The following is a 19,246-nucleotide window of genomic DNA, read 5'->3' on the forward strand; positions in this document are numbered from 1 at the left end:
GCGCCAATCCTGTGGCTGAGACGACTGGTCGCTTCCCACGGCTGTGCACACATCGGTTGGATACGACTGTCGTCGCCGTACTCGATGAGGACCATCCTGCGCTTGCTGCTCAAGTTCAGGTCAACGACATTGCTTCCAGCGCGACCATAGATACGGGGGTATATGTAGCGGAGCTACAGCCGTCGACTCGTGTCCTAGCCGATATTCGAGCTGTCACCGGGCGCATTCTGGCCTATGCGTCGCGTAGCGATCTGACCCGAGTCGTCCCCGATGACCTACTGGGACTCATCGGCGACAGCAGAGTCACCGACAACCTCACGGGCCATTCGCATGCAGTGCGAGCAGGCCGCTCGATACCGCCGATCGCCGCCGCGGTCGGAGTAACGGCAGCAATGAGCGTCCTCGGTGCCCCGAACGTTGCCCAAGCAGGTGACCGGTTGCGATGGCTTGTCACTGCCACCCGCACAAAGGGTTTGGCAGTCAGCGCCACGAATGTCGGTTGGGGGCAAGGGATCACGCCGGTGCTGACCGGGGTACAACTTGCCGCATTGCATCCGCTGCTGCCAGCCAGCGACCAGCTCCGCTATCGCAGCGGAACAACACTGCCTGCTCGGCCCCATTCGAAAGCGGATCGGGCCCAGCGGCTGACGAAGCGGGTGCCTACCCTGCTATGGCCGAAATGGTCGCTACGGCTCGTAGTGCCTGGCAGTGCTCAACGCCAGATTCGTGGCGCCGCATCGGTAGCGTTGTTCCTCGTGGGTACCCGTGTGCGGCTCACCGAAGGAATCGCCAGCGTCGGCAGCACACTCTCGGCCCGCTCGATTACCCGGTTTTTGCAGATGTTATCTAGTCAAAGCGACTGGCCAGCAACATATTCTGCATTGATAGGCATGGCCGACTACCTCATCGAGAATGACATTCCCATCGATTATGCTCGCCGCCGACGGCTGGACTACAGGCGGCTGCTCTCTGATGCGCAATGGCGTGAGATCTGTTCTGAGACGGGCACTCGCGGATCGTCGGCAAGCAGAGCACGCATAGCACGATGCTTCCTGTTCGAACAGGTCAGCGGCCTGCCGGCAAGCGCCGGCCCGAGCTATCTCGACGAGGCCGCGTTCCGCACACAGGTCGCCGACTTCGGCGGATATCTCACTCCCGAGCTGCTCGCCGTCTTGGAAGCGTGCGCCGCGGAATTTCTTGCCAAGCAGCGGGTTACCGATGAGCCAGTCCGATGGGAACCGCCTGCCACAGTGCTGCAACGCTTGCCCCTACCCGGGGTCGATGCGGACTCCATCGATCTCGATTACCTACACCACGAGTTTCACCAGCATGGCCATCTCCTCGGGGCTACAGCGGCGTCTCTGGGAGTGAAGCTCGACGTGGTCCGTTACCTCCTAGCCGTGCACCCAGCGCCCCGGGACGGCTATGTGCGAGCCGGCAAGATGGCGTACTCGATGCACGCCGCCAAAGCCGCGCTACCGCATGAGTTGCTCATCGACATGTATGAAAGGCAAGGAGCCAGCCTGGCAGAGATCAGCACCCGGACCGGGTTCAGCCGTCAAGTTGTGGCTCGAATCGCGAGGAGTTATGGGATCACGGTGCGGGCCCCTGGCCGTCGGGCGCGGCAGACAGTGGACGAGACATGGTTGTACGACCAATACGTCACCCACCAGCGAACACTGCCCGAACTCGCCGAGGAAGCCGGAATGAGCACCGCCAACATGGCACGGTGGGCCAAGCGTTATGCCGTACCGCTACGCCCTCGCGGTGGCACCAGCCACACCGCCGCACTCAGCGCCCCCACCGACGCACGCACAGCTCCCATCAATCTGCGGCCCGCACTGCAAAGCCCCGGCGGCCTGGAACGGCTACGCCGATTCGCTGCTGCCGCAGCCTATCCCACCCTCACGGCCGCAGCCCGCGACCTCGGATTCTCACAGAGTGCACTAGTCATCCAGATCAGTCGCCTGGAACGAGAGCTCGATGGTCCACTGTTTCGGCGCGCCGAACGAGGCCGTGCAATGACCGTGACGCCGCTCGGAGACGAAATCCTCGCCGCGCTTGACCTATACGACAACGACCCACTGCGGTGAACGCGCATAGACGCCAGAGCCGCAGCACCGGTCCTCACGCCGGCAGCGTGGTTGTTGGATCGAGTACCGCTTGAATGCACGCCCGCCGTAGCAGCTTCGCATCGCAGGTCGAATTCTATGGGAATATTTTGTGGTACATTTTGAGGAATGGATGGAGGCTGCATGGGTGCCTGTTCGGCTGAGGTCGCGCAGCCTCGAATGCTGGTGCTTGCGCGCGAGTCGCGGTCGTTGACGCAAGGGCAGCTGGCTGAGGTGATGCAGAAGCTCGAGGGCTCGGACAGTCGGGTCAGCCAGGGCTACGTGAGCCGCGCCGAAGCCGGGCGGTTGCCCGTGGCCGGTGACCGGCTTGAGTTATACGCACAGGCAGTGGGATACCCGGTGTCACTGCTTTGCCTGACTGAGCAGGAGGTCGGGGCGGGCGTTGGTTTAGTGCATCATCGCAAGAAGCAAGCTGCCGCCGCCGGGGATCTGAAGCGAATTCACGCGATGATGAACCTCACCCGGATTCAATTGAGGAGACTCTCAGCTGGCACGCCTCGCCGTACGGGACTCGGAATTCCTCGCATCGAGGTCGATGACCTGACTACTCCGTCCGACGCAGCGCGCGCTGTACGAAGAGCGCTGAGAGTGCCACCGGGTCCAGTGGAGTCGGTCGTGCAGCTACTCGAGAGTGCGGGTGCCTTGGTGGTCTGCCGCGAGCTCGTCGCGCCTGTCCCGTTAGATTCGGGTACCGAAACTGTGCCAGTCGATGCGGTGAGCTGTGCCCCTGGCGACGAAGATCCACTGGTAGTGCTGAACTCGGGTACGCCTGCAGAGCGGCAGAGGTTCACCCTCGCGCACGAGTTGGGTCACATGGTGATGCATGCGATCCCACACCCTGATCAAGAGAAGCAAGCGAACAGCTTCGCTGCTGAACTGTTGATGCCGGCACGGGCCGCCCGGGAAGCACTTCGGTCTCAGCCGGTGTCGGTACCGCGGTTGCTGGAGCTGAAGCAGGACTGGAACGTATCGATGTGGGCGTTGTTGCGCCGTGCGCACACGCTCGGCGTTCTCAGTGATTGGCAGTACCGGACCCTGGCGGTGGAGATGTCCAGTCTCGGATATCGCACGAGCGAGCCGGGTCCACTAGAGCCTGAACTGCCAACTGCGGTCGATTCGATGGTCGCGTGGCGCATGAGCAGAGGGGATGAGATCACAGAGCTGGCGCGTACCACCTTCCTGACCCCGGATGAGTTCGTGAACCTTTACGCGAGTAGGCCGGGTGGCGTTGCGGCAGGTTCGAATGATCGTTGTTCCGCGCTGACAGCCACGCAGGTGAGGGAGGTTGTTCGATGACCTGGCCGGATGAATCCAGTAGTCGCCCGGATGAGCGCGTTGCGATGCTGCCGGAAATCGCATACCGAAATGGGCCGAAGCCGCTGCCGGATGCCGTTGCGGCACTTCAGGATCGCATCCTGCTGCACACCAGCGCCCTTACCGCCCGCGAGATCACTCCGCTGCCGTCGAGCATCGCGGGTTTGGTGTTGGCCGGGAAAACAGCCGCCGCGGGGATCAAGGATCTTCGACGCAACCATCCCGACCTGTTGTTGCTGCGGGACCCGGAGGGCTATCGCCGGGCTCTGGCAACCGAAGACGACCCATTCGTGCTCGAGGATGACGAAGAGCAAGAGCACCTGTTCCCACTGACGCTCGAAGAGTATCTGCAAGCGCAGCGGGACTGCGGGGCGGACGTCGTGTTGACACCCACCGGATACCTGAATGTTGGCGACAGCGATGCGCTTAGGGCTCTGGTGCGAGACGCGGCGCGGATCGAGCGTGACGATGTTGTGGTCAGTGTGCCCTTGGACATCGCCTGGCTGAAGAACGACCACATCACCCACCTCATCGCCGTCCTGGCCAGGCTCGACCGACCTAAGGCGGTTTTCCTGGGTGGGCAGTTCGATCCGATGGAGCGGTACAAAGCGGCGGTGGAGAACCTGCGCCGGTTGGTGGCTGAAGCGGGCAATGTTGCCGTGTTACGGACCGATCTCACCGGGTTCGACGTTATGAGTCATGGCGCGTACGCGGCGTCGATCGGAACCGGAGGGAGCCTGCGCCACATGATCCCATTCGGAGAGACACCGTTCGCGCAGCAGAAAGACCCCTCGCCGAGTGTGTTGTTCGAAGAGTTGATGTCGTTTCATAAGGGATCAACACTTGCTCAGAGGTTCGCCAATACGCGGCCTCCGGTATGTGACTGCGAGACCTGCCACGGACAGGCCCTGGACAGATTTCTCAGCAGGGACGACAGGTTCGATGCACACCGCCACACCGTGCACACCTGGGCATCGTGGGCGAAGGACATGCACGGGCAGTCCACCCTGGCCGATAGAGCCACCTGGTGGAGAAACCGGTGCCACACCGCAGTCACCTACACCGAAGCCGTCAACGCCCAGATCAACCAGCCCGAAGCATTCCAGGCACCGAAGACTCTGCAGGCATGGGCGGAATTGCCACTGTGGTCGTCGGCATCCGGATCTACCCGAGGAGCCCGGACTCGTTGACTTTCTCGTATATTTCCTCGGAGAACCACCACTGACCGCACGAGTGCCGCTGGCGCACATACGGTTGCGGATCGACCAGCATCCGCAACCCCCTACCGGTAAACACACAAACTCCGATCCCGAAGAACGACGCCTGCACGCGCGCATCATCGAGATCGTCTGGAATCGACCGCAGCAACATCGCACGACTGCAGAACGGCGCGAACTGGCCGGCCGAGCGTAAGCCTTCTTTCCAGGTCCGGCTGGCCACCACTACGAATTGTGCTGACACCGGAGCTACCGCCCGGCGGGTACAACGTCCGTTAGCTATGTCAACGGCGCCGACCGGAGCCCGTCTAAGCAAGCGGCGTTCGCGATCGGTGAGATCACCGACTGAAACTGGTAGCCCCGCCGGCAAGCCCATCAACGCATCCAGCAAATCCATCTGTGTGATCGCTTCCAAGCCGACCGCTCGGCGCCGTGCCACCTCCATCAAGTTCGGCTGGTAGGCGACTCCCACGGTGGTCTTGAGCATGCGGACCACCGCGGTAGAGCACCGTTCCAGTGAGTCAGGTGGCCGCTGTGTCGTGACAACCGCGCGGGCTGCCTCGGCCACACCACCATGACTCACGACGCCTCCACCTCAACTTCCGCCAACTGTTGTGCAAGGGATGGCACAACGTCCCAGAATCCATGCTCGCGACGTCGGTACCAACACCGACGATCACCCGCGATCCGACCCAGACGCTCAACCAACCCGGCGTCCAGCAGATCACGGATCGGACCGTAGTACACACTCGGGGCTACGGTGCAGGCTTCGGCAAGCTGGGACAGATTCACTCCCTCCTCACCGCCCTCGGCGAGTGCCACCATCAGCTCAAGCCGATATCGGTTACCAAACACAGCCGCCGACATCAGCCGACCCGGCGGGCAACCGGCCATAACCACGGAACCAGATTAGTGATTAACGAATCGCGAATCAAGGCTGTAGTTGCCCCATACCGCAGCACTCGCGGGCTCGGCAAGGCCCACCAACGACAGCATCGGCGCCTCGGTTGCCGACCGGTCGACCGATGAACGCAAATTGGGCGGCAATGCTCGAACTGCCGCCGGTGGCGCCGGTGGTCGGCTGGCGGACCTCGATCCGGCTGCCGCGATCACTATGTGCGCCTGGACTCCAACGACTACTCGGTGCATCCCTCGGTGATCGGTCGAAACATGGACGTCGGTACCGACCTGAATGAGGTTGCGATCACGTGCGGCGGCGCTGAAGTCGGGCGCTACCGCCGTTGCTGGGCGGCGCACCAGACCCCCAGCGGGCCCGGCCACGTGGCCGCGGCGAAAGACCTGCGGCGTTCCAGGCTTCTGGCCGCGGTTCCCGTGCTCGACACTGGTGTCGAGCAGCGCGATCTGTCCACCTATGACCGGTTGCTCAACCTCGACAGTGAAGGAATCGTCTGATGGCCACCAAGACCTCTACCAACGATGCCCGCAACGCCGGCCCCGAAATCGCCTATCTGGCACGGACGCTCAATGCGCCCACTCTCACCTGCGCCGTCGACCGACTCGTCGAACGCTCCCGCAACGAGAACTGTTGCCACGAGGAGTTTCTCGCCGCCTGCCTGCAACGTGAAGTCCCTGCCCGAGAAGCCCGCGGCGGCGAGGGACGCATTCGCGCCGCCCGCTTCCCATCCCGAAAGTCTTTGGAGGAGTTCGACTTCGACCACCAGCGCTCGTTGAGACGTGACGCCAATACGCATCTGGGAACCTTGGACTTCGTCACCGCCCGCGAGAATGTCGTGTTTCTGGGGCCCGTCCGGAACCGGCAAGACGCACCTGTCGATCAGGTTGTCCATCCGCGCCTGCCAGACCGGACATCGGGTCGCGTTCACGACCGCAGCGGAATGGATCGCGCGGCTGGCCGAGGCTCACTCGACCGAACCTGCAGGAAGAGCCGATTAAGCTGGGCCGGATCTCACTGCTCGTGATCGATGAGGTCGGGTATCCCGTTCGAATCCGAGGCCGCGAACCTGTTCTTTCAGCTGGTCTCGCCCCGGTATGAACGGGCAGGTTTGATCGTGACGAGCAACAAGCCGTTCGGCCGCTGGGGAGAGGTGTTCGGCGATGTTGTCGTCGCCGCGGCCACTGATCGCCCGCTGGTCCACCATGCCGAGGTCATCTCCCTCAAGGCTATAGCTATCAACTCAAGGACCGCGACTGCGACCCGCGGCCAAGACCAACAACTGACCTCGAACGCGCGATATGCGGCATTACAGCTAACTTGGCCCGACTATTGCCAGAGGCGAACGTCAATTGCTAAATTCATGCTGAGACTCGTAGGCGGTTCATCGTGTGCTGCTCCGTCATCCAGTGCCGATCGATGTGTTGGACAAAATCCGGGCGGACTAGCTTGGCACGCCGCTGCCGCTCGTCGGAGGTCTCCGTTCGAGCCACAACACCTTCCATTTGCTCGTGCCCCACGCGGCTCTGCCGCATCAGCCCCGTCAACTCGTCCAAGTTGAAATTTCCGGTACCGAGAAAAGGAACGGTGTACAGGCCAATGTCGTCGGCGAGAGCGTTGCGCATGTCCGGGTCCCAGAATCGTGCGGCCGTCTTCTCGTAGACGTCGAACACCAGAAACCAGTCGGGAAGTAGGTCGTAGCTGACGCTGTGCGTGACCGCGCACCACTCTCCGAAGAGGATGAGTTCGTCACCGAGCGCACTGGCGAGTCGCCGCTGACGAGGCTCGATCCAAGTGGACAGTCCACGGAAGTGGCGGCCGCCGAGTTGGACGTAGCTGCCGCGTGTCTGAAATCGCAACCCGTCCACGCTGGCCGAGATACCGAGGTTCTGCCCATCGACCTTCTCTTCGATGTGCAGCGGTCCGGCCAAGAACTCAGTTCGTTCGGCTTCTTCCAGCACCTTGTCATCGCGTACATCGACGCCCCGTGGAGCGGCAAGATACGGGATCGACGGAAATTTGACAAACTCAGTCATGGCGCTTCATAACCGAATTTCGCACGATAGGCGGCCCGGATCGATGGCTCGTGGGCGTACTCGACGGTCACACCGTGACGGCCCAGCACCTCACCCCAATTGAGCCATTTGGTGTCACTTGCCTGAACTACTGGAGCGAGGGCGACCTTTGCTGTGGCGACGAACTTACGGTCCGATGGGTCGATTTCAGCGTCGTCACCACCCAGAACTGCATAGCTGTTCTCCGTCGACGTGTCGGGTTCGATGTCGGGACGCATTGCTTCATCCCACCGGTACCGATTGTCGAAGACATACTTTGCGAAAGCATCGCCTAGGGTGGGCTGTCCACTCCGGTTGAGCTTGTGAAAATACTCCTCGACCATCTCACCTGCATCATCGGTGACGACGGGAATCCCATTCTCGATAATTCGTTCCAATATCTTCTCGCACTCATCAACGAGTTCGGTGGGATGGCCATCACGACACTTGGTAACGAGAGGTACGTTGGTGTCGACTACTTTCGTCATGCTTGCCCTTTTTGACGTCGAAGTCGAGCGCTGCGCGACTGGGCGATCAGATCTTCTGCTGGGTCTCCGAAGAAGTCCTTCGGCCAGTTCTTCACATTCCCATACCCGTCGACGTCGAGCGCATCGATGGTCGACCCCTGCTTGCCGGGATTCACGGTGTAGCACCGCACATTAGCGGGATCTACTTCTTCCTCGGCGATCCGACGCAGGAGACGCCGCAGCAAGTGTTCGGAATGGGACTCAATAATGAACTGCGTGTGGCGTAGCTTGCTGTCTTCTCGCGCCGATATGGCGGCGAGGAACAGGTCTGCGAGCCCGGCCTGCACCGACGGGTGCAGGTGAATCTCTGGTTGTTCGACGACCACCGTCGATCCCGGGGCGGAGTAGAAAGCCTCCACGATCACCGGGAGTACCTGCGAGACACCGAATCCGACATCGGTGAGCAGGACCTCCCTGCTGCCACCCGGTGTGATCACTCGGACCTCGTACTCGTCGCGGCCCTCCCCGATCGGAGTCACCATGAACCTCTCGATGACACCGAGCGTTCTCAGCCATTCGGCGACCAGCACTTGCAGCGGCTTCGTCCTCTGCTTAGGGGCGAAATTAAATTTCCGTGCTTGGCCGGCCAGAAGAGCGTCGATGGTCTGTTCGCCGTTCCAACCGACATGGCTGACTTCTTCGCCGGACCACCGATACGTCCGGCTGGGTTGCGTCCGAAGCGGCCCAAGGTAGTTGACCGCCAACAGTTGCTCTTCGAGGGCCAGGGTGAGATCGGCGGCAAAGTCGAGGAACTGATAGCGGGTCGGCAGATCGTCCGGAAACGCGTGGAACTGTGATGGAGCTGACACCGGCCACTTTCGCCCCATAGTCCTGATGAGTTCGATGCCTTCGGCCCGGACATCGTAGCCTCCCCTGCCCGCAACCTCACTTCCCAACCGCAATGTGTCGCCGGAGTCGCTGGAGGTGAGGCTGTACTCGTAGTTATCGACGCGCAGGCGTGGCGGTGATTCGGCAGTCGCGCTGACCGCCGCGCGGAATCCCATGTCGGTGCCACGGAAGCTGGTGCCGTCCCGCTCATAGCTGACATTCAGCGGCCGGTCGCGGTTCCATCCGAGCTCAAAGGCCAGTGGTTCATCGATGTTCCCGTTGCGCAGTAAGCTCGCGTACCCGCCGAGGTCGACGGGTGTCCGGTCGCCTCCGGTGTGGAGAACCCGTCGACGATCCGGCGACTCGATGGTCTGCCGGAGCATGAGCAGAAATTGATGCAGGCTCGACTTTCCCGACGAGTTGCCGCCGAACAGGATGGTCAGCGGAGCCAGTTGGAGGTCGCCTGTGTCTTCCCATGCCTTGAAGTTCTTCAGCCGCAATCGGGTGAGCACACCATTCCCTCCATATACAAGCATTTTGCATTCAGCGCAGTCACCGAACCGGCAGGCCATCGCTGCGGCGAGTACCGAACCGCGCTCCCGGGCGAGTTCGGTGAACCTCTCGGTCGCGGTAGCAGACTACCAATTCTGGATTGTCTGTTCGTAGAGGTAGACGGCTATGACCCGCTGTTTCAAAGAGAGCCGGGGAGCTCGCGTGTGATCCCGGGCGAGCGGGAGGCCCTCGGTGCGCAATCGGCGAACGCCAGCAGCATCAGTGACGGGACTTCGGCGGTCTTAGCCCCGAAAGAGGAGCGCAGCTGATTGCCACGAGCAGCTCGCTGCGCCGGGCCGGGAACCCCGGTCCGCACCGCTGCGGGCACGCTCATCGGCATGAGGGTGTGTGCGCCGGACGCGCCCAAGTCACCGGACACGCTCGCCAATGACGTCAGCTTTCGCCGATGCCAGCAGATCTCGGCCCGCCGTCCGCCGCCAGAGTTCGCCGATATCCGCCGTCGGGATTCACCAACGTAGCCATCATGAGCGAGTTGGAGATCGCGCCGACCCGCCGCGTGCGGGACCTGAGCGACCGCCAACGTAGGGCCTTGCTGGCGAGGTTCGGCTCTGACTCCTGATCACCAGGCGGACCTGTCGGTGGTGGCGGGGACAATGTCGGTTTGATGGACGATCGTGATCTCGCTGCTGTGCGGGAGCTGCTGTATTTGCCGTTCGCGCTGGGCTCCCATCGTGAGCTGGATGAGCGGTTCGCGGTATTGGGTGTGGCGGACGGTGACATCGAAGGGACCAAGCGGGAGCGAGTCGCGTCGGTGGTGGCGGCCATCCCCGAAGGCGAACTGGTGCGTGTGGCCCAGCTGGTGGTGGACAGCGAGATGGTGCCGCCTGCGGACCGGATACGGATTCAGAATCTGTTGTGGTTCGGTGCAGGTCCGCGCATCGTGGAGCGTAGCCGCCGCGAGCTGGCGGCGGTGCTGGACATCGAGGATGTGGTCGGTACCGACGCGGACAGGTTCGTAGGCATGCTTGAGCGTTGGTGGGATCTCGACCGGCCGTACGTGAAACGAGAGATCTTCGGGGACACAGTGCGCACCAGGGTGATTCGGCACGTAATCCGGAATCCGGGCGATTGGTCGGTGGTGGATCTGTTCTCAGTGGTCGGTGCGTTCGACGCGGTGGACCGCCGGTTCGCGGGATTCCTCGAGAATCTGGTAGCGCCGCGGGTAGTGCTCGACGAGCCCAAGCAGCGACGCCTGGTCGCGGCGATCAACGAGCAGCTGCAGGGCGATCGGCTCGAACTGCGTGAGAGCGGCAGCGAGGGCGGCTATCCGGTGTTCCGGCTGATGCCAGCGGGTACTCCGGTCGCGGCACCGAAGACGCTGGTGTTCGCCAGCAGGCGCAAGCCGGACATGAGGGTCAGCAGCGTGATCGACAACGATATCGAGATTCTCGACAACGGTGCCGACGCCTTGGTGTTCGATCGCCCGATCGACGCTTCCGGGTTGAGCTGGCGGGCGCTGCAGCAGTGGTGGCGCGATCGGCATCACGGCCTGGACGACGACACCGCGAAGCAACAGCTCTATGCCCGTCTGAAGCGGTATCTGCCGCAGTCCTCGCCGCCACAGCAGCTGCTGTTCGGGCTCTACCACGAGATACACGGCCCGCGGGTTCCGGAGCTGCCGGCGCTGTTGCCGGAGGTGTGGCTGCACTGGGATCCGAAGACCGTGCGTGAGCGCGGTGCGGCGGCCTTGCTGGGGCAGCGGATGGATTTTCTGCTGTTGCTGCCCGGTCCGCACCGGGTCGTGTTGGAGGTGGACGGGCGCACCCACTACACCGACGACCACGGCCGCCCGTCGCCTCAGGTGTATGCCCGTAATACCCGCTTGGACCGTCAGCTTCGGATGCGCGGCTACGAGGTGTTCCGGTTCGGTGCTGCGGAACTCGACCCTGACCATCCGGAGGCGGCGAAGGCGATGCTGACTGAGTTCTTCACCGCCTTGTTCGACCGGCATGTCGTGGACTGACTGGTGCAGAGGGCTGGCGACCTGATGTTCGAGCTCTCGCGCTCCACGAGTGCCGAGGAGACGGTAGACGTGGGAGTGCCGCCACGGCGAAGTCCCCGCGGGGGTTGGCAGTCCCTCTGCGTTGAGACGGTCTGCGATCGCTCGGTATGACAGCTTGCGGGCTCGTAGCGCGACAGCGCGGCGCAAGACATCGTTGCGGCAAAGCATAGGGCGCCCGCGGCGCGTGGCGCTCACCGGCGGCTGGCGCGCAGCAGCGCGAGCAGCGCATCGAGCAGTGTCTCTAGAATTTGCTGCGCGCGGCGACTGCGTTCGCGACCTGCCATAAGCGCGATCAAGGTGGCTAGCACGATCAGCAGAGTCAAGGTGCTGATGGGCAGCAGCACCCAGAGCGCGAGCGCATTGAGTTCATGCCCGGCTTCCAGCATTCGGGCAACGATGGATTGCACGTAGGGTCCTCCACGTGTGAGGCAGGACCGCGTGCGTTAGGCCTTATCTAGGCGTGCACGGATCCCGCAGGTGATCGATTGATGCAGATCGACCTGCGGGTGTTGGGACCGCGTGTGAGATGAGGGTTCGCGGCGACGAGCCTTCCCGGCTCGGGCAATGCTGCGCGCCATCGCATGAGGAGGAGGGCGCGTAACAGCGCGGCGGTTATGACCGCGGCGTCGATCGCTAGGCGACGCGGGTAGGTCGACAGTGCCTCGTCGGTGCCGTAGAGGGCGAAGGGCTGTTTCAGCCACTCGACCGCTGTCTGTCGATGGTTAATGATGCTGGCGAACAGACGTTGAAGCCATACGGTGTCGATCAATGGCTCCAAGTGCGGAGCCACCTGCTCGAATACGCTCGCACTCATGGCGGCATCCACAGCGAAGATGTTGGTGGGGAGCTGCAGTCCGAGCAGGTCAGCGATGGGGATGTCCGGCACCAGCGGCTGCCACGACATCGACTCGACGTAGCTCTCGACAAGGTCATCCCAGGCACTCTGGGCATCGTCATCACGGGTCGCCTCGTGGCTCCCGTTCAGCGTGTCCTTGTGCCTCATATCCACGATGGTAGACAGCGCCCGGGAGTGTGCCGGTAATTACCAAGCAAACCCGTGATCACGGAGTCCTCGATCATCGGTTATTCGGGTGTGGTTGTGGTCGTGGCTCGCTAGCGTTGTGTTGGTGACGGCCGACATTGAGAAGGCGAGTGAGCTACATGCTCGGGCGGCGCTTGAGCATGTGCTGGGGAGGCGGCTTGAGCGGGTGACGGCGGATCCGTTGGGGCTGCCGGGCCCGGACTATCGGCTGGGCACGCCGGAGGCAGCGTTCGAGGTCAAGGAGTTCACCAGTCAGGATTGGGTGGAGTTGGATCGGGCGGTGAGGAAGGCGCCGCTGCACAAGCCGTCGCCGCGGTTGCGCAGGGTGTGGGCGTGTCTTGTGCCGGCGTTCAACGCGGTGGAGGAATTGGATCGGGAGGGCCGATCGCGGCAGCCGAGGGTCAAGCGACTGGCCAAGGATCTGGTCGGTTCGCTGGAGGTGTTGGAGCGGTACAAGGTCACCGATTATCGGGTCGGCGTCGGTGCGGTCGACGTTGAGCTTCGGGCGGCCTGCAACCGAGTCGGCTGGCTGCTGCGCGGTGGGGAATGTTCGTGTATGGACTTCGAGGGTGAGCCGCCCTTCGCGCCGGGTGTGATCGTGCTGGGCTTGGAGTGGGGTCATTCGCGCAGTGGCGATCCGGATGTGTTCGCGAATCTGGTTCAGCTGTGGCTGGATCGCCGCAGCGCCAACCTGCGTGCCTCGCTCGTCCGTGAACCCGGCGCACATCACGGGGTCGTGGTGGTCGACGAGTCGATGGTCGGAGAAGCCCAGTCAGCCACTGAGATGGGACTTGAGTTCCTGCCGGAGGTGCCGCTGCAGCTGCCCGAGGAGCTCGACGTCCTATGGGTCCTGATCGGGTCGTTGTGGCTGCGGTTCGACCGGCGGACCGGCAGGTGGACCAACGGCTCGACCCCGGAAAACCGGTTCCCGGCTACGTAACCGCAGCCGGACATCGGGTGGCGGTCGGCCCGGGCGGATCGCAGGCGTCGCGGCATTTCGTCCGGGTGTTACATACGCCGGGCCGGGCCGTGAAGCCTAGTCCGCAACGGCGGCACGGTATTCCGGTGCGCGGGGGAGAGGCCCATCACGTTTCCGGCGGCGCCGACACGCTCGCGTGGGCGTTGTATCAGCTGGCCACCGAGTCGGTCTCCCTCGGCGGCTACGTGCTGCCTGCGGGCACAGTGGTCGCGATCAGCCCGTACCTTCTGCAACACAGCCCGACACGTTCCCTGATCCGGAGCGGTTCGATCCCGACCGGTGGGCGCCCGGGCGGGAACCGGCCGGTGGCGCGACGTCGCGAAGATGAAATTGAGCGCGGTCAGGCCCGCCACCTTCCCCACGTCCAATTCGATGCGGGCATTCGAGGGGTGTTTCGCTGTGCTGGTGGGAAATCGACGGGCTTGGAGGTCCTGCGCGAGCGCGACCGGAGCCCGGGTGAAGGCGTGCATGCCGACGGTGTGGGTGCTTGTGTGACCTCGCGCAGCGGCAGGCAGGGTGTGCTGGTGCGGTCGGCCGTCGGCATCGCGCGGTGGTGGTGGCCGTCCTCGTCGTCCGGGTCGGTGGGCTGCAGGTCGTGCTCGTCGGTGGTTTCTCCGTCGGCGATCCGGAGGTCGACGGCAGCGAGGAGCGCGGCGATCTCGGCCTCGTCCTCGTCGGTGCCGGGTTCGGTGGGGAGGCCGGATTGGGCGAGCAGTTCGTCGAACCGGCGCAGTTCGTCGGGGGTGGGCTGGTGGGGTTCGTGGGTCATGAGTGGTCCTCGTAGCCGGGTGCGGCGCACCCGACGACGCCGCACACGCGCACTGATCACCAGGCTCTAAGCGACTCGGGTTAACAGGTCTCCCGTCCGGACCGCTATCGCGGCGAAGTGTCTGGTCTGCTCGTCTCGCGGTTCTCTGGTCTCGCGCTGCTGGTCGACCTTGCGGCGCCTGTGTCACCCGTTGACATGTGCCTCTCGGCGTCGGCAAGCAGCGCCGAAGGCGTCGTTCCCAACGCTTCTGCCAGGTCCCAAAGTCGATCGAGCTGTATGCCGCTGGTACCCAGCTCGATGCGGACGATCACCGGCACCGATACACCGGAAGCTGCCGCCAGTTCGTCCCGGCTCATACTCGCCGCCTCGCGGGCTCGACGAATCGCTGCGCCGGCCGCGTCTCGCCTCATCTTGCGCACCGTCCTTTGCTGCGGGGACAGCGAGGCTTCCGGTACGGGCATGGCCGCATCATCGCACGCCGCACCCGCCCCGACCCCGCATCGGCCCTGCGGACCGGGTCGTGCATCCGGATCGAGCTTATCGCACGCGATAAAAACTGCATGTAGAACACCATGACACGCGACGCGAAATGCAGGGCTCAGGAAGTAGGAGATGCCACGCTGTGACACATCGATTCCGGGGGCGAGGGGGGCTCATCCATCACCGTCATCAGGTGTTCGAATGACCGGAAGGAACACAGTTGTCGACATCTATCGTGAGGGGTGCCACCCAAGGTATCGATGCCGAGGCCGAAACATGGCTAGCGACAACGGATTTGGCAGGTGACCGAACGGCCGCCATGCAGTTGTCACGAGCGGTGGCGCCGGCCCGATACGGTTTCGGGACTCGGCGGCCGCTCGACCTCGGCTCGTCGGACGACCAGGCACATATTGTCCTCGAGCTGCTTCGCGCCAAACAGGTTCCTACCGCGGACGCAGTCGATGCACTGGCGCTCGGCTCTTACGGCGATCGGAACCCAACGACGCAGAGAGTCTCCGACGACGAGATCGCGCACGCGAAGCTGATCACGCAGGCCGAAGCCGACTCCCTGGGGCTAGCGCTCTCCTCGGCTGTCGCGCTGTACCGGATCGACCATCACCGCGGGCCAACGTGGCAGCAGGCCTGGGCATTCGATGCTGTCCGCGACTGGTGGTCCGCCCACCTGGCAAACACACCGCCATTTAAGCCGATCGGTCGGACGGCATTTGCAACTCTGCACCAGAAGGGATGGCTGGCATCGAACCAGACCGTACGTTCGCTGTGTCCAGGTCGCCGCTTCTACGTTCGCTTCTTCGGAGACCACGTCTCCCGCATGGCGCCGGACGTCGTCGGCCTCGGTGTCGCACAGTTCATATCGGACTACCTGCGGAGTAGCGACCGCCGCAACCCGACGTGGGCCGACATCGCTGCGTCGGCAGTCGACCTGAAAGGTGTTCCACTGTTTTTCAACACTGCTGACGCTCGGGCGCAACAGCTTTGGTTGGTGACCCAAGGGTGGGTACGTCTCGAGGACGACGGCTCCCTGCGCCACGGCGACCGTGCCAAGGCTGAAGCGCGCCGCCCCTGTGGCCTGAAGGTGAAACGGTGCGGCGCTCGCGCAGTGGCCACGGAGGCCCGATGAGCGAAACTGAACGAACGACGCTCGGCAATCAGGTCGGTGAGTTCCTGCAGCAGTGGCGATCACAGGGTCGCAAGTTGGAGGAGGCCTACCATCGGCTATGGACGGATCCCGGTTACGCTGACCTGCAGCGGCTGGTCGTCCGTAGCGCCAAAGAGTGGACAGCGGCCCTGGGCGAGCAGCCGGCGGGAGTTCCCGTATGGCAATTTCCTCTGCGAGCCTTCGAAATCGCCGCCGGATTGGCCGACTCCGAGTTCCACTCGGACCTCACCCCCATGCCTGCAGAGCTGTGCCTGGAGTTGCTGTCGTACACCCCTTTCGACTACGCAGCCGCGATGGAGTCGAGGTCACAACCTGTGTAGCGCAATGGGCGACCGACACCGGGCAGACCCTCATCGAGGTCATGAGAGATTTCGAGGACGAGCACCGCAACGGTGAACTCTGCTGGGACGAGACGGACGAGGACGGTGTCCACGTCTCCACTGTCCACAGCCGCCAACCGAAATGAGCATCCATCCCCCATAGGTGACGGTTTACCTTCTTCAACGCTCCAGCCGCCCGACTGCTGACTGCCCGGCCCACCTCGCGGTGGGCCGGGCGACCGCATGCAACTCCCTAACAGACCCACACAGCACATGAGGCAAAGGACGCAAGCGCACATGGATCCATGGATCGATGGAGAAACCGATCCTGGGGAGCAGATGCTCGCCGAATTGGTGGCCGCATACGGTCCAGACTGGCCGGACCGATTCCTGCTGAACCTCCGATTCGACCCTGACTGCCCGCGCATCGAACTGGCGCCACCGGTCGACGAGGATCTCATCGTCGTCAGAAAGGTCTTCCTCCGCCTGCCGCTGTGGGCTGACGAGAAGTTCAAGCAACTAGGCAAACGCCACGATTGCACACCCAGCGAGATGGTGTCGATCTGGATCGCTGAGCGCATCGCCGATCAGTAACCCACGACCCGGTCGAACAACCGCGGGGCACCCTCAAAAACCAGCGACGGCAAGCTGTGATCAAACACCACGTTCCCTCCGGCCAATCGGCCAGGGCAGATCTGGCAGGCCGATCACCACAGCGTGCAGACCCCGCCGCCGAGCATCTCTATCGGCGTGTCAAGTCCGGTCAGATGTTGGATCTGGCACGGTTTGCGTGATTGACCCATCATGAATTGCTAATGGCCGCTTGATAGTTGAGGATGTCGCGAGTGCTCTGATCTTGGACCGGTAGCGGTCCTGTTCCCGCATCTTGCCGAGCTGTCGATCGAGCGCGTTTATGCATCCGACCGGGTGTTATCCATCCAGGCCAGCACTCACGGCGAGCCGGTTACCTGTCCCGGATGCGCGGTGATGCCGCAGCGGGCGCACAGTCGGTATGAACGGACGCTTTCCGATGCCGCCGTGGCAGGCCGCGAAGCACTGATCCAGTTGCGAGTACGCCGATTGTTCTGCGACAACAGTAATTGCGCGCGAAGAACTTTCGTACAGCAGGTGTCAGGTGTGGCGGGCCGGCATGCCCGGCGCACGACAATGCTGCAGCGGCTGCTGTGCACATCTGGCGTAACAGGCGGGTGCTGATTGGCGATCCACAATGGCTGATAGTTCATGGGCGCGTCCCGGCAGGTGTGTCACCCATTTGGGGCGGCACGTAACCCCCGGGACACAGATCTGCTGGGGGTAGCGTCGGGTGGTAGAAGTCTCGGAGTCTGAGCGGCGTCAGGCGCTGGCGGAGGAGTTCAGCCGGCTGGAAGAGTCCGCCATGTATAGCGCTCAGAACCAGTTTGAACAGGCGAAACAGTGGCGCGGAATCAATCTGATGCTCGGGTTGCCGGCGAGTGTGCTGGCGGCGGTGTCGGGCGCGACGGCGTTGGCGTCGACAGCGGGTCGTTTCTGGGCGGGTCTGCTCGCGCTGGGCGCTGCGGCGTTCGGCGCGGTGTTAACGACGGTCAACGCGAGCCATCGCACGAATCAGGCATCGTCGGGAGCGAATGCTTACTTGGAGATACAGACCGCCGCCCGTCAGGCCCGACTGCTCGACCTGCCTGTCACTGACCTTGATGAGATGCGCGCGGCTCTCGCGGAGATCACGGCGCGGCGGGACGAGCAGAACAAGACAGCCGAGCCCCCGAACCGGTGGGCGCGGCGTCGGGCGCAGAAGAACATCACGACCGGGGGCCAAACGTACGAGGTGGACTCGACCGGGAAGGGCGCGTGACGTGGCAAGAACCGTTGCTGAGGGATTCGATGTGTTTCTTGAACGGCTCACGCCGCTGCCGTCACAGCGGACCGCGGCGGCCGCGCACCGTTCCCGTGTGGAAACCTCGTTGAAGAAGTCCTTGTCGGTGCTGGTGATGCGTGAAACCGGTTCGTTTCACCACGGCACCGGCGTCCGGCACTACAGCGATGTGGATGTTCTGGTCAGCATCGGCAACACCAAGCCGGGCAGTTCCGACACTGCCCTGAATTGGGTGAAGAGCGCACTGTCGGCCTCGTTCCCCACAACCACCGTGCGGATCAGCCGTCCCGCAGTCGTTGTGGAATTTGCTGGGGGCGCGGAGACGTGGGAAGTCATCCCAGGATTCCTCAAGTCGTCTGATCCGTCGCCGCTGTATGACATTCCCGGTGCGGCAAGCGGCTGGCTCGAATCGGCGCCGACCGTGCACCTGGACTATGTCAACGAGTGCAACCAAAAGAACGGCGTCCAAGGCGCGGCCAAAAAGTTAGCCAGGCTTGTCAAAGCGTGGAAGTACTACTGCAACGTGCCCGTCTCATCGTTCTATCTGGAAATGCGAGCCGCGCAGCACATGGCGACCCAATCGGGGTTTATCGCTGTGTGGGACGTGTGCCTGCTGCTGGAAGATCTCCGGGACAACGGCCTGGCGGCGATGAATGACCCCAAGGGCCGCACCGGTCGTTTCCATCCCTGCTCCTCGGACTACCGCAAAACCGATGCGCTGTCGAAACTGTCTACTGCCGCCTCCCGGGCGCGTAAAGCCCTTGACGCCTACCAAAACGATAAGTTCGACGACGCGTTCCACTACCTCGACCTCCTCTTCGGCGGCCAGTTTCCCGCACGCTAAAGGGGGCTGTCGTGCCGACCTCGAAAGATGCGCGGACTCACTGGCCGCACGCGCCATGGAACGTCTCGACGATTGTGCACTGGCAACTAACGGCGTCGACCACCGACCTTCCTACCCTGGATACTTCCGGCCGGTTGGGCGCCGCAGAAGACCAAGTGGCCTCACCACCCGCGCCCCTGCTCGTCAGGGGTTCTAGTAA

General features: G+C 63.2%; 20 protein-coding genes and 3 pseudogenes. 14 read left to right on the forward strand and 9 right to left on the reverse strand.

Going from position 1 to position 19,246, the window contains the following annotated elements; translation table 11 throughout:
* Positions 1–56: 56 nt before the first annotated feature.
* From ON41_RS39595 to ON41_RS00535, 3 genes are all read left to right on the forward strand, one after another.
* Positions 57–2,093 (forward strand): helix-turn-helix domain-containing protein, encoded by a 2,037-nt coding sequence (locus tag ON41_RS39595; RefSeq protein ID WP_246460957.1) that lies wholly within the window; start codon positions 57–59, stop codon positions 2,091–2,093.
* A gap of 198 nt (positions 2,094–2,291) precedes the next feature.
* Positions 2,292–3,428, forward strand: coding sequence for an ImmA/IrrE family metallo-endopeptidase (locus tag ON41_RS00530; RefSeq protein WP_051160814.1), 1,137 nt, complete (start codon positions 2,292–2,294; stop codon positions 3,426–3,428).
* A complete protein-coding gene (locus tag ON41_RS00535) occupies positions 3,425–4,636 on the forward strand; it encodes a hypothetical protein (RefSeq protein WP_157185311.1) in 1,212 nt (403 codons plus the stop codon). Before ON41_RS00530 ends, ON41_RS00535 begins: the two co-directional genes overlap by 4 nt.
* Here ON41_RS00535 and ON41_RS41260 read toward each other — a convergent pair.
* Positions 4,611–5,150 carry a hypothetical protein gene (locus tag ON41_RS41260; protein WP_040744459.1) on the reverse strand — a complete coding sequence of 180 codons (540 nt, stop codon included), beginning with the start codon at positions 5,148–5,150 and terminating at the stop codon, positions 4,611–4,613. The genes ON41_RS00535 and ON41_RS41260 overlap by 26 nt on opposite strands.
* 629 nt (positions 5,151–5,779) lie before the next feature.
* Between ON41_RS41260 and ON41_RS39885 the strand changes: the two genes are divergently transcribed.
* Positions 5,780–6,076: a Mu transposase domain-containing protein gene (locus ON41_RS39885; protein WP_083905035.1), complete on the forward strand. Its 297-nt coding sequence runs from the start codon at positions 5,780–5,782 to the stop codon at positions 6,074–6,076.
* Positions 6,076–6,863 (forward strand): annotated as a pseudogene (gene istB / locus ON41_RS39890) (IS21-like element helper ATPase IstB); the annotation flags it as partial. The gene ON41_RS39885 and the pseudogene istB, both read left to right, overlap by 1 nt.
* Before the next feature lie 74 nt (positions 6,864–6,937).
* Here istB and ON41_RS00550 read toward each other — a convergent pair.
* From ON41_RS00550 to ON41_RS00555, 3 genes are read right to left on the reverse strand one after another with little or no spacing between them, the layout of a single operon-like run.
* Positions 6,938–7,612 carry an RNA ligase family protein gene (locus ON41_RS00550; protein ID WP_040744076.1) on the reverse strand — a complete coding sequence of 225 codons (675 nt, stop codon included), beginning with the start codon at positions 7,610–7,612 and terminating at the stop codon, positions 6,938–6,940.
* A complete protein-coding gene (locus ON41_RS41265) occupies positions 7,609–8,118 on the reverse strand; it encodes a hypothetical protein (protein WP_157185312.1) in 510 nt (169 codons plus the stop codon). Before ON41_RS41265 ends, ON41_RS00550 begins: the two co-directional genes overlap by 4 nt.
* Positions 8,115–9,497, reverse strand: coding sequence for an AAA family ATPase (locus ON41_RS00555; RefSeq protein WP_040744460.1), 1,383 nt, complete (start codon positions 9,495–9,497; stop codon positions 8,115–8,117). The genes ON41_RS41265 and ON41_RS00555 overlap by 4 nt, the downstream gene beginning before the upstream one ends.
* Before the next feature lie 521 nt (positions 9,498–10,018).
* On the opposite strand from ON41_RS00555, the pseudogene ON41_RS39895 reads away from it, so the two are divergent.
* A pseudogene (locus tag ON41_RS39895) lies at positions 10,019–10,117 on the forward strand (integration host factor, actinobacterial type); the annotation flags it as partial.
* Positions 10,118–10,162: 45 nt separating this feature from the next.
* Complete coding sequence (locus ON41_RS42200) at positions 10,163–11,521, forward strand: AbiJ-related protein (RefSeq protein WP_040744078.1); 1,359 nt, start codon at positions 10,163–10,165, stop codon at positions 11,519–11,521.
* 66 nt (positions 11,522–11,587) lie between these two features.
* Here ON41_RS42200 and ON41_RS43700 read toward each other — a convergent pair.
* From ON41_RS43700 to ON41_RS00570, 3 genes and pseudogenes are all read right to left on the reverse strand, one after another.
* Positions 11,588–11,728 (reverse strand): annotated as a pseudogene (locus tag ON41_RS43700) (recombinase family protein); the annotation flags it as partial.
* 23 nt (positions 11,729–11,751) lie between these two features.
* Positions 11,752–11,967, reverse strand: coding sequence for a hypothetical protein (locus ON41_RS00565; protein ID WP_157185315.1), 216 nt, complete (start codon positions 11,965–11,967; stop codon positions 11,752–11,754).
* A 47-nt stretch (positions 11,968–12,014) separates the two neighbouring features.
* On the reverse strand, positions 12,015–12,563 hold the full coding sequence (locus ON41_RS00570; RefSeq protein ID WP_157185316.1) for a hypothetical protein: 549 nt from the start codon (positions 12,561–12,563) through the stop codon (positions 12,015–12,017).
* Between the two features lie 124 nt (positions 12,564–12,687).
* Here ON41_RS00570 and ON41_RS38710 point away from each other — a divergent pair, with 124 nt between their 5' ends.
* On the forward strand, positions 12,688–13,542 hold the full coding sequence (locus tag ON41_RS38710) for a hypothetical protein (RefSeq protein ID WP_157185317.1): 855 nt from the start codon (positions 12,688–12,690) through the stop codon (positions 13,540–13,542).
* Between the two features lie 379 nt (positions 13,543–13,921).
* Here the strand turns inward: ON41_RS38710 and ON41_RS41280 are convergent, their stop codons facing one another.
* Complete coding sequence (locus ON41_RS41280; RefSeq protein WP_157185318.1) at positions 13,922–14,350, reverse strand: hypothetical protein; 429 nt, start codon at positions 14,348–14,350, stop codon at positions 13,922–13,924.
* Between the two features lie 104 nt (positions 14,351–14,454).
* The gene (locus ON41_RS39905; protein ID WP_083905037.1) at positions 14,455–14,811 is read right to left on the reverse strand and encodes a helix-turn-helix domain-containing protein; all 357 of its coding nucleotides are present in this window, start codon (positions 14,809–14,811) and stop codon (positions 14,455–14,457) included.
* Between the two features lie 239 nt (positions 14,812–15,050).
* Here ON41_RS39905 and ON41_RS00585 point away from each other — a divergent pair, with 239 nt between their 5' ends.
* From ON41_RS00585 to ON41_RS00605, 6 genes are all read left to right on the forward strand, one after another.
* On the forward strand, positions 15,051–15,971 hold the full coding sequence (locus tag ON41_RS00585) for a hypothetical protein (RefSeq protein WP_157185319.1): 921 nt from the start codon (positions 15,051–15,053) through the stop codon (positions 15,969–15,971).
* Positions 15,968–16,330 carry a hypothetical protein gene (locus ON41_RS00590; RefSeq protein WP_040744091.1) on the forward strand — a complete coding sequence of 121 codons (363 nt, stop codon included), beginning with the start codon at positions 15,968–15,970 and terminating at the stop codon, positions 16,328–16,330. Before ON41_RS00585 ends, ON41_RS00590 begins: the two co-directional genes overlap by 4 nt.
* Positions 16,331–16,627: 297 nt before the next feature.
* Positions 16,628–16,924: a hypothetical protein gene (locus tag ON41_RS00595; protein WP_157185320.1), complete on the forward strand. Its 297-nt coding sequence runs from the start codon at positions 16,628–16,630 to the stop codon at positions 16,922–16,924.
* A gap of 333 nt (positions 16,925–17,257) precedes the next feature.
* Positions 17,258–17,545 (forward strand): transposase family protein, encoded by a 288-nt coding sequence (locus tag ON41_RS43705; RefSeq protein WP_083905038.1) that lies wholly within the window; start codon positions 17,258–17,260, stop codon positions 17,543–17,545.
* A 109-nt stretch (positions 17,546–17,654) separates the two neighbouring features.
* Complete coding sequence (locus tag ON41_RS00600) at positions 17,655–18,182, forward strand: SLATT domain-containing protein (protein ID WP_040744095.1); 528 nt, start codon at positions 17,655–17,657, stop codon at positions 18,180–18,182.
* A 1-nt stretch (position 18,183) separates the two neighbouring features.
* Positions 18,184–19,047 carry a nucleotidyltransferase domain-containing protein gene (locus tag ON41_RS00605; protein WP_169336456.1) on the forward strand — a complete coding sequence of 288 codons (864 nt, stop codon included), beginning with the start codon at positions 18,184–18,186 and terminating at the stop codon, positions 19,045–19,047.
* The last annotated feature ends 199 nt before the right edge of the window (positions 19,048–19,246 follow it).

Source organism: Nocardia transvalensis NBRC 15921 (assembly GCF_000308875.1).
GTDB classification, from domain to species: domain Bacteria; phylum Actinomycetota; class Actinomycetes; order Mycobacteriales; family Mycobacteriaceae; genus Nocardia; species Nocardia transvalensis.

Coding starts and splice junctions, on each gene's coding strand:
- ON41_RS00530 (WP_051160814.1), top strand. CDS start 2,292: ATGCTGGTGCTTGCGCGCGAGTCGCGGTCGTTGACGCAAGGGCAGCTG.
- ON41_RS00535 (WP_157185311.1), top strand. CDS start 3,425: ATGACCTGGCCGGATGAATCCAGTAGTCGCCCGGATGAGCGCGTTGCG.
- ON41_RS41260 (WP_040744459.1), bottom strand. CDS start 5,150: ATGCTCAAGACCACCGTGGGAGTCGCCTACCAGCCGAACTTGATGGAG.
- ON41_RS00550 (WP_040744076.1), bottom strand. CDS start 7,612: ATGACTGAGTTTGTCAAATTTCCGTCGATCCCGTATCTTGCCGCTCCA.
- ON41_RS41265 (WP_157185312.1), bottom strand. CDS start 8,118: ATGACGAAAGTAGTCGACACCAACGTACCTCTCGTTACCAAGTGTCGT.
- ON41_RS42200 (WP_040744078.1), top strand. CDS start 10,163: ATGGACGATCGTGATCTCGCTGCTGTGCGGGAGCTGCTGTATTTGCCG.
- ON41_RS00570 (WP_157185316.1), bottom strand. CDS start 12,563: ATGAGGCACAAGGACACGCTGAACGGGAGCCACGAGGCGACCCGTGAT.
- ON41_RS41280 (WP_157185318.1), bottom strand. CDS start 14,350: ATGACCCACGAACCCCACCAGCCCACCCCCGACGAACTGCGCCGGTTC.
- ON41_RS39905 (WP_083905037.1), bottom strand. CDS start 14,811: ATGCCCGTACCGGAAGCCTCGCTGTCCCCGCAGCAAAGGACGGTGCGC.
- ON41_RS00590 (WP_040744091.1), top strand. CDS start 15,968: ATGAGCGAAACTGAACGAACGACGCTCGGCAATCAGGTCGGTGAGTTC.
- ON41_RS00595 (WP_157185320.1), top strand. CDS start 16,628: ATGGATCCATGGATCGATGGAGAAACCGATCCTGGGGAGCAGATGCTC.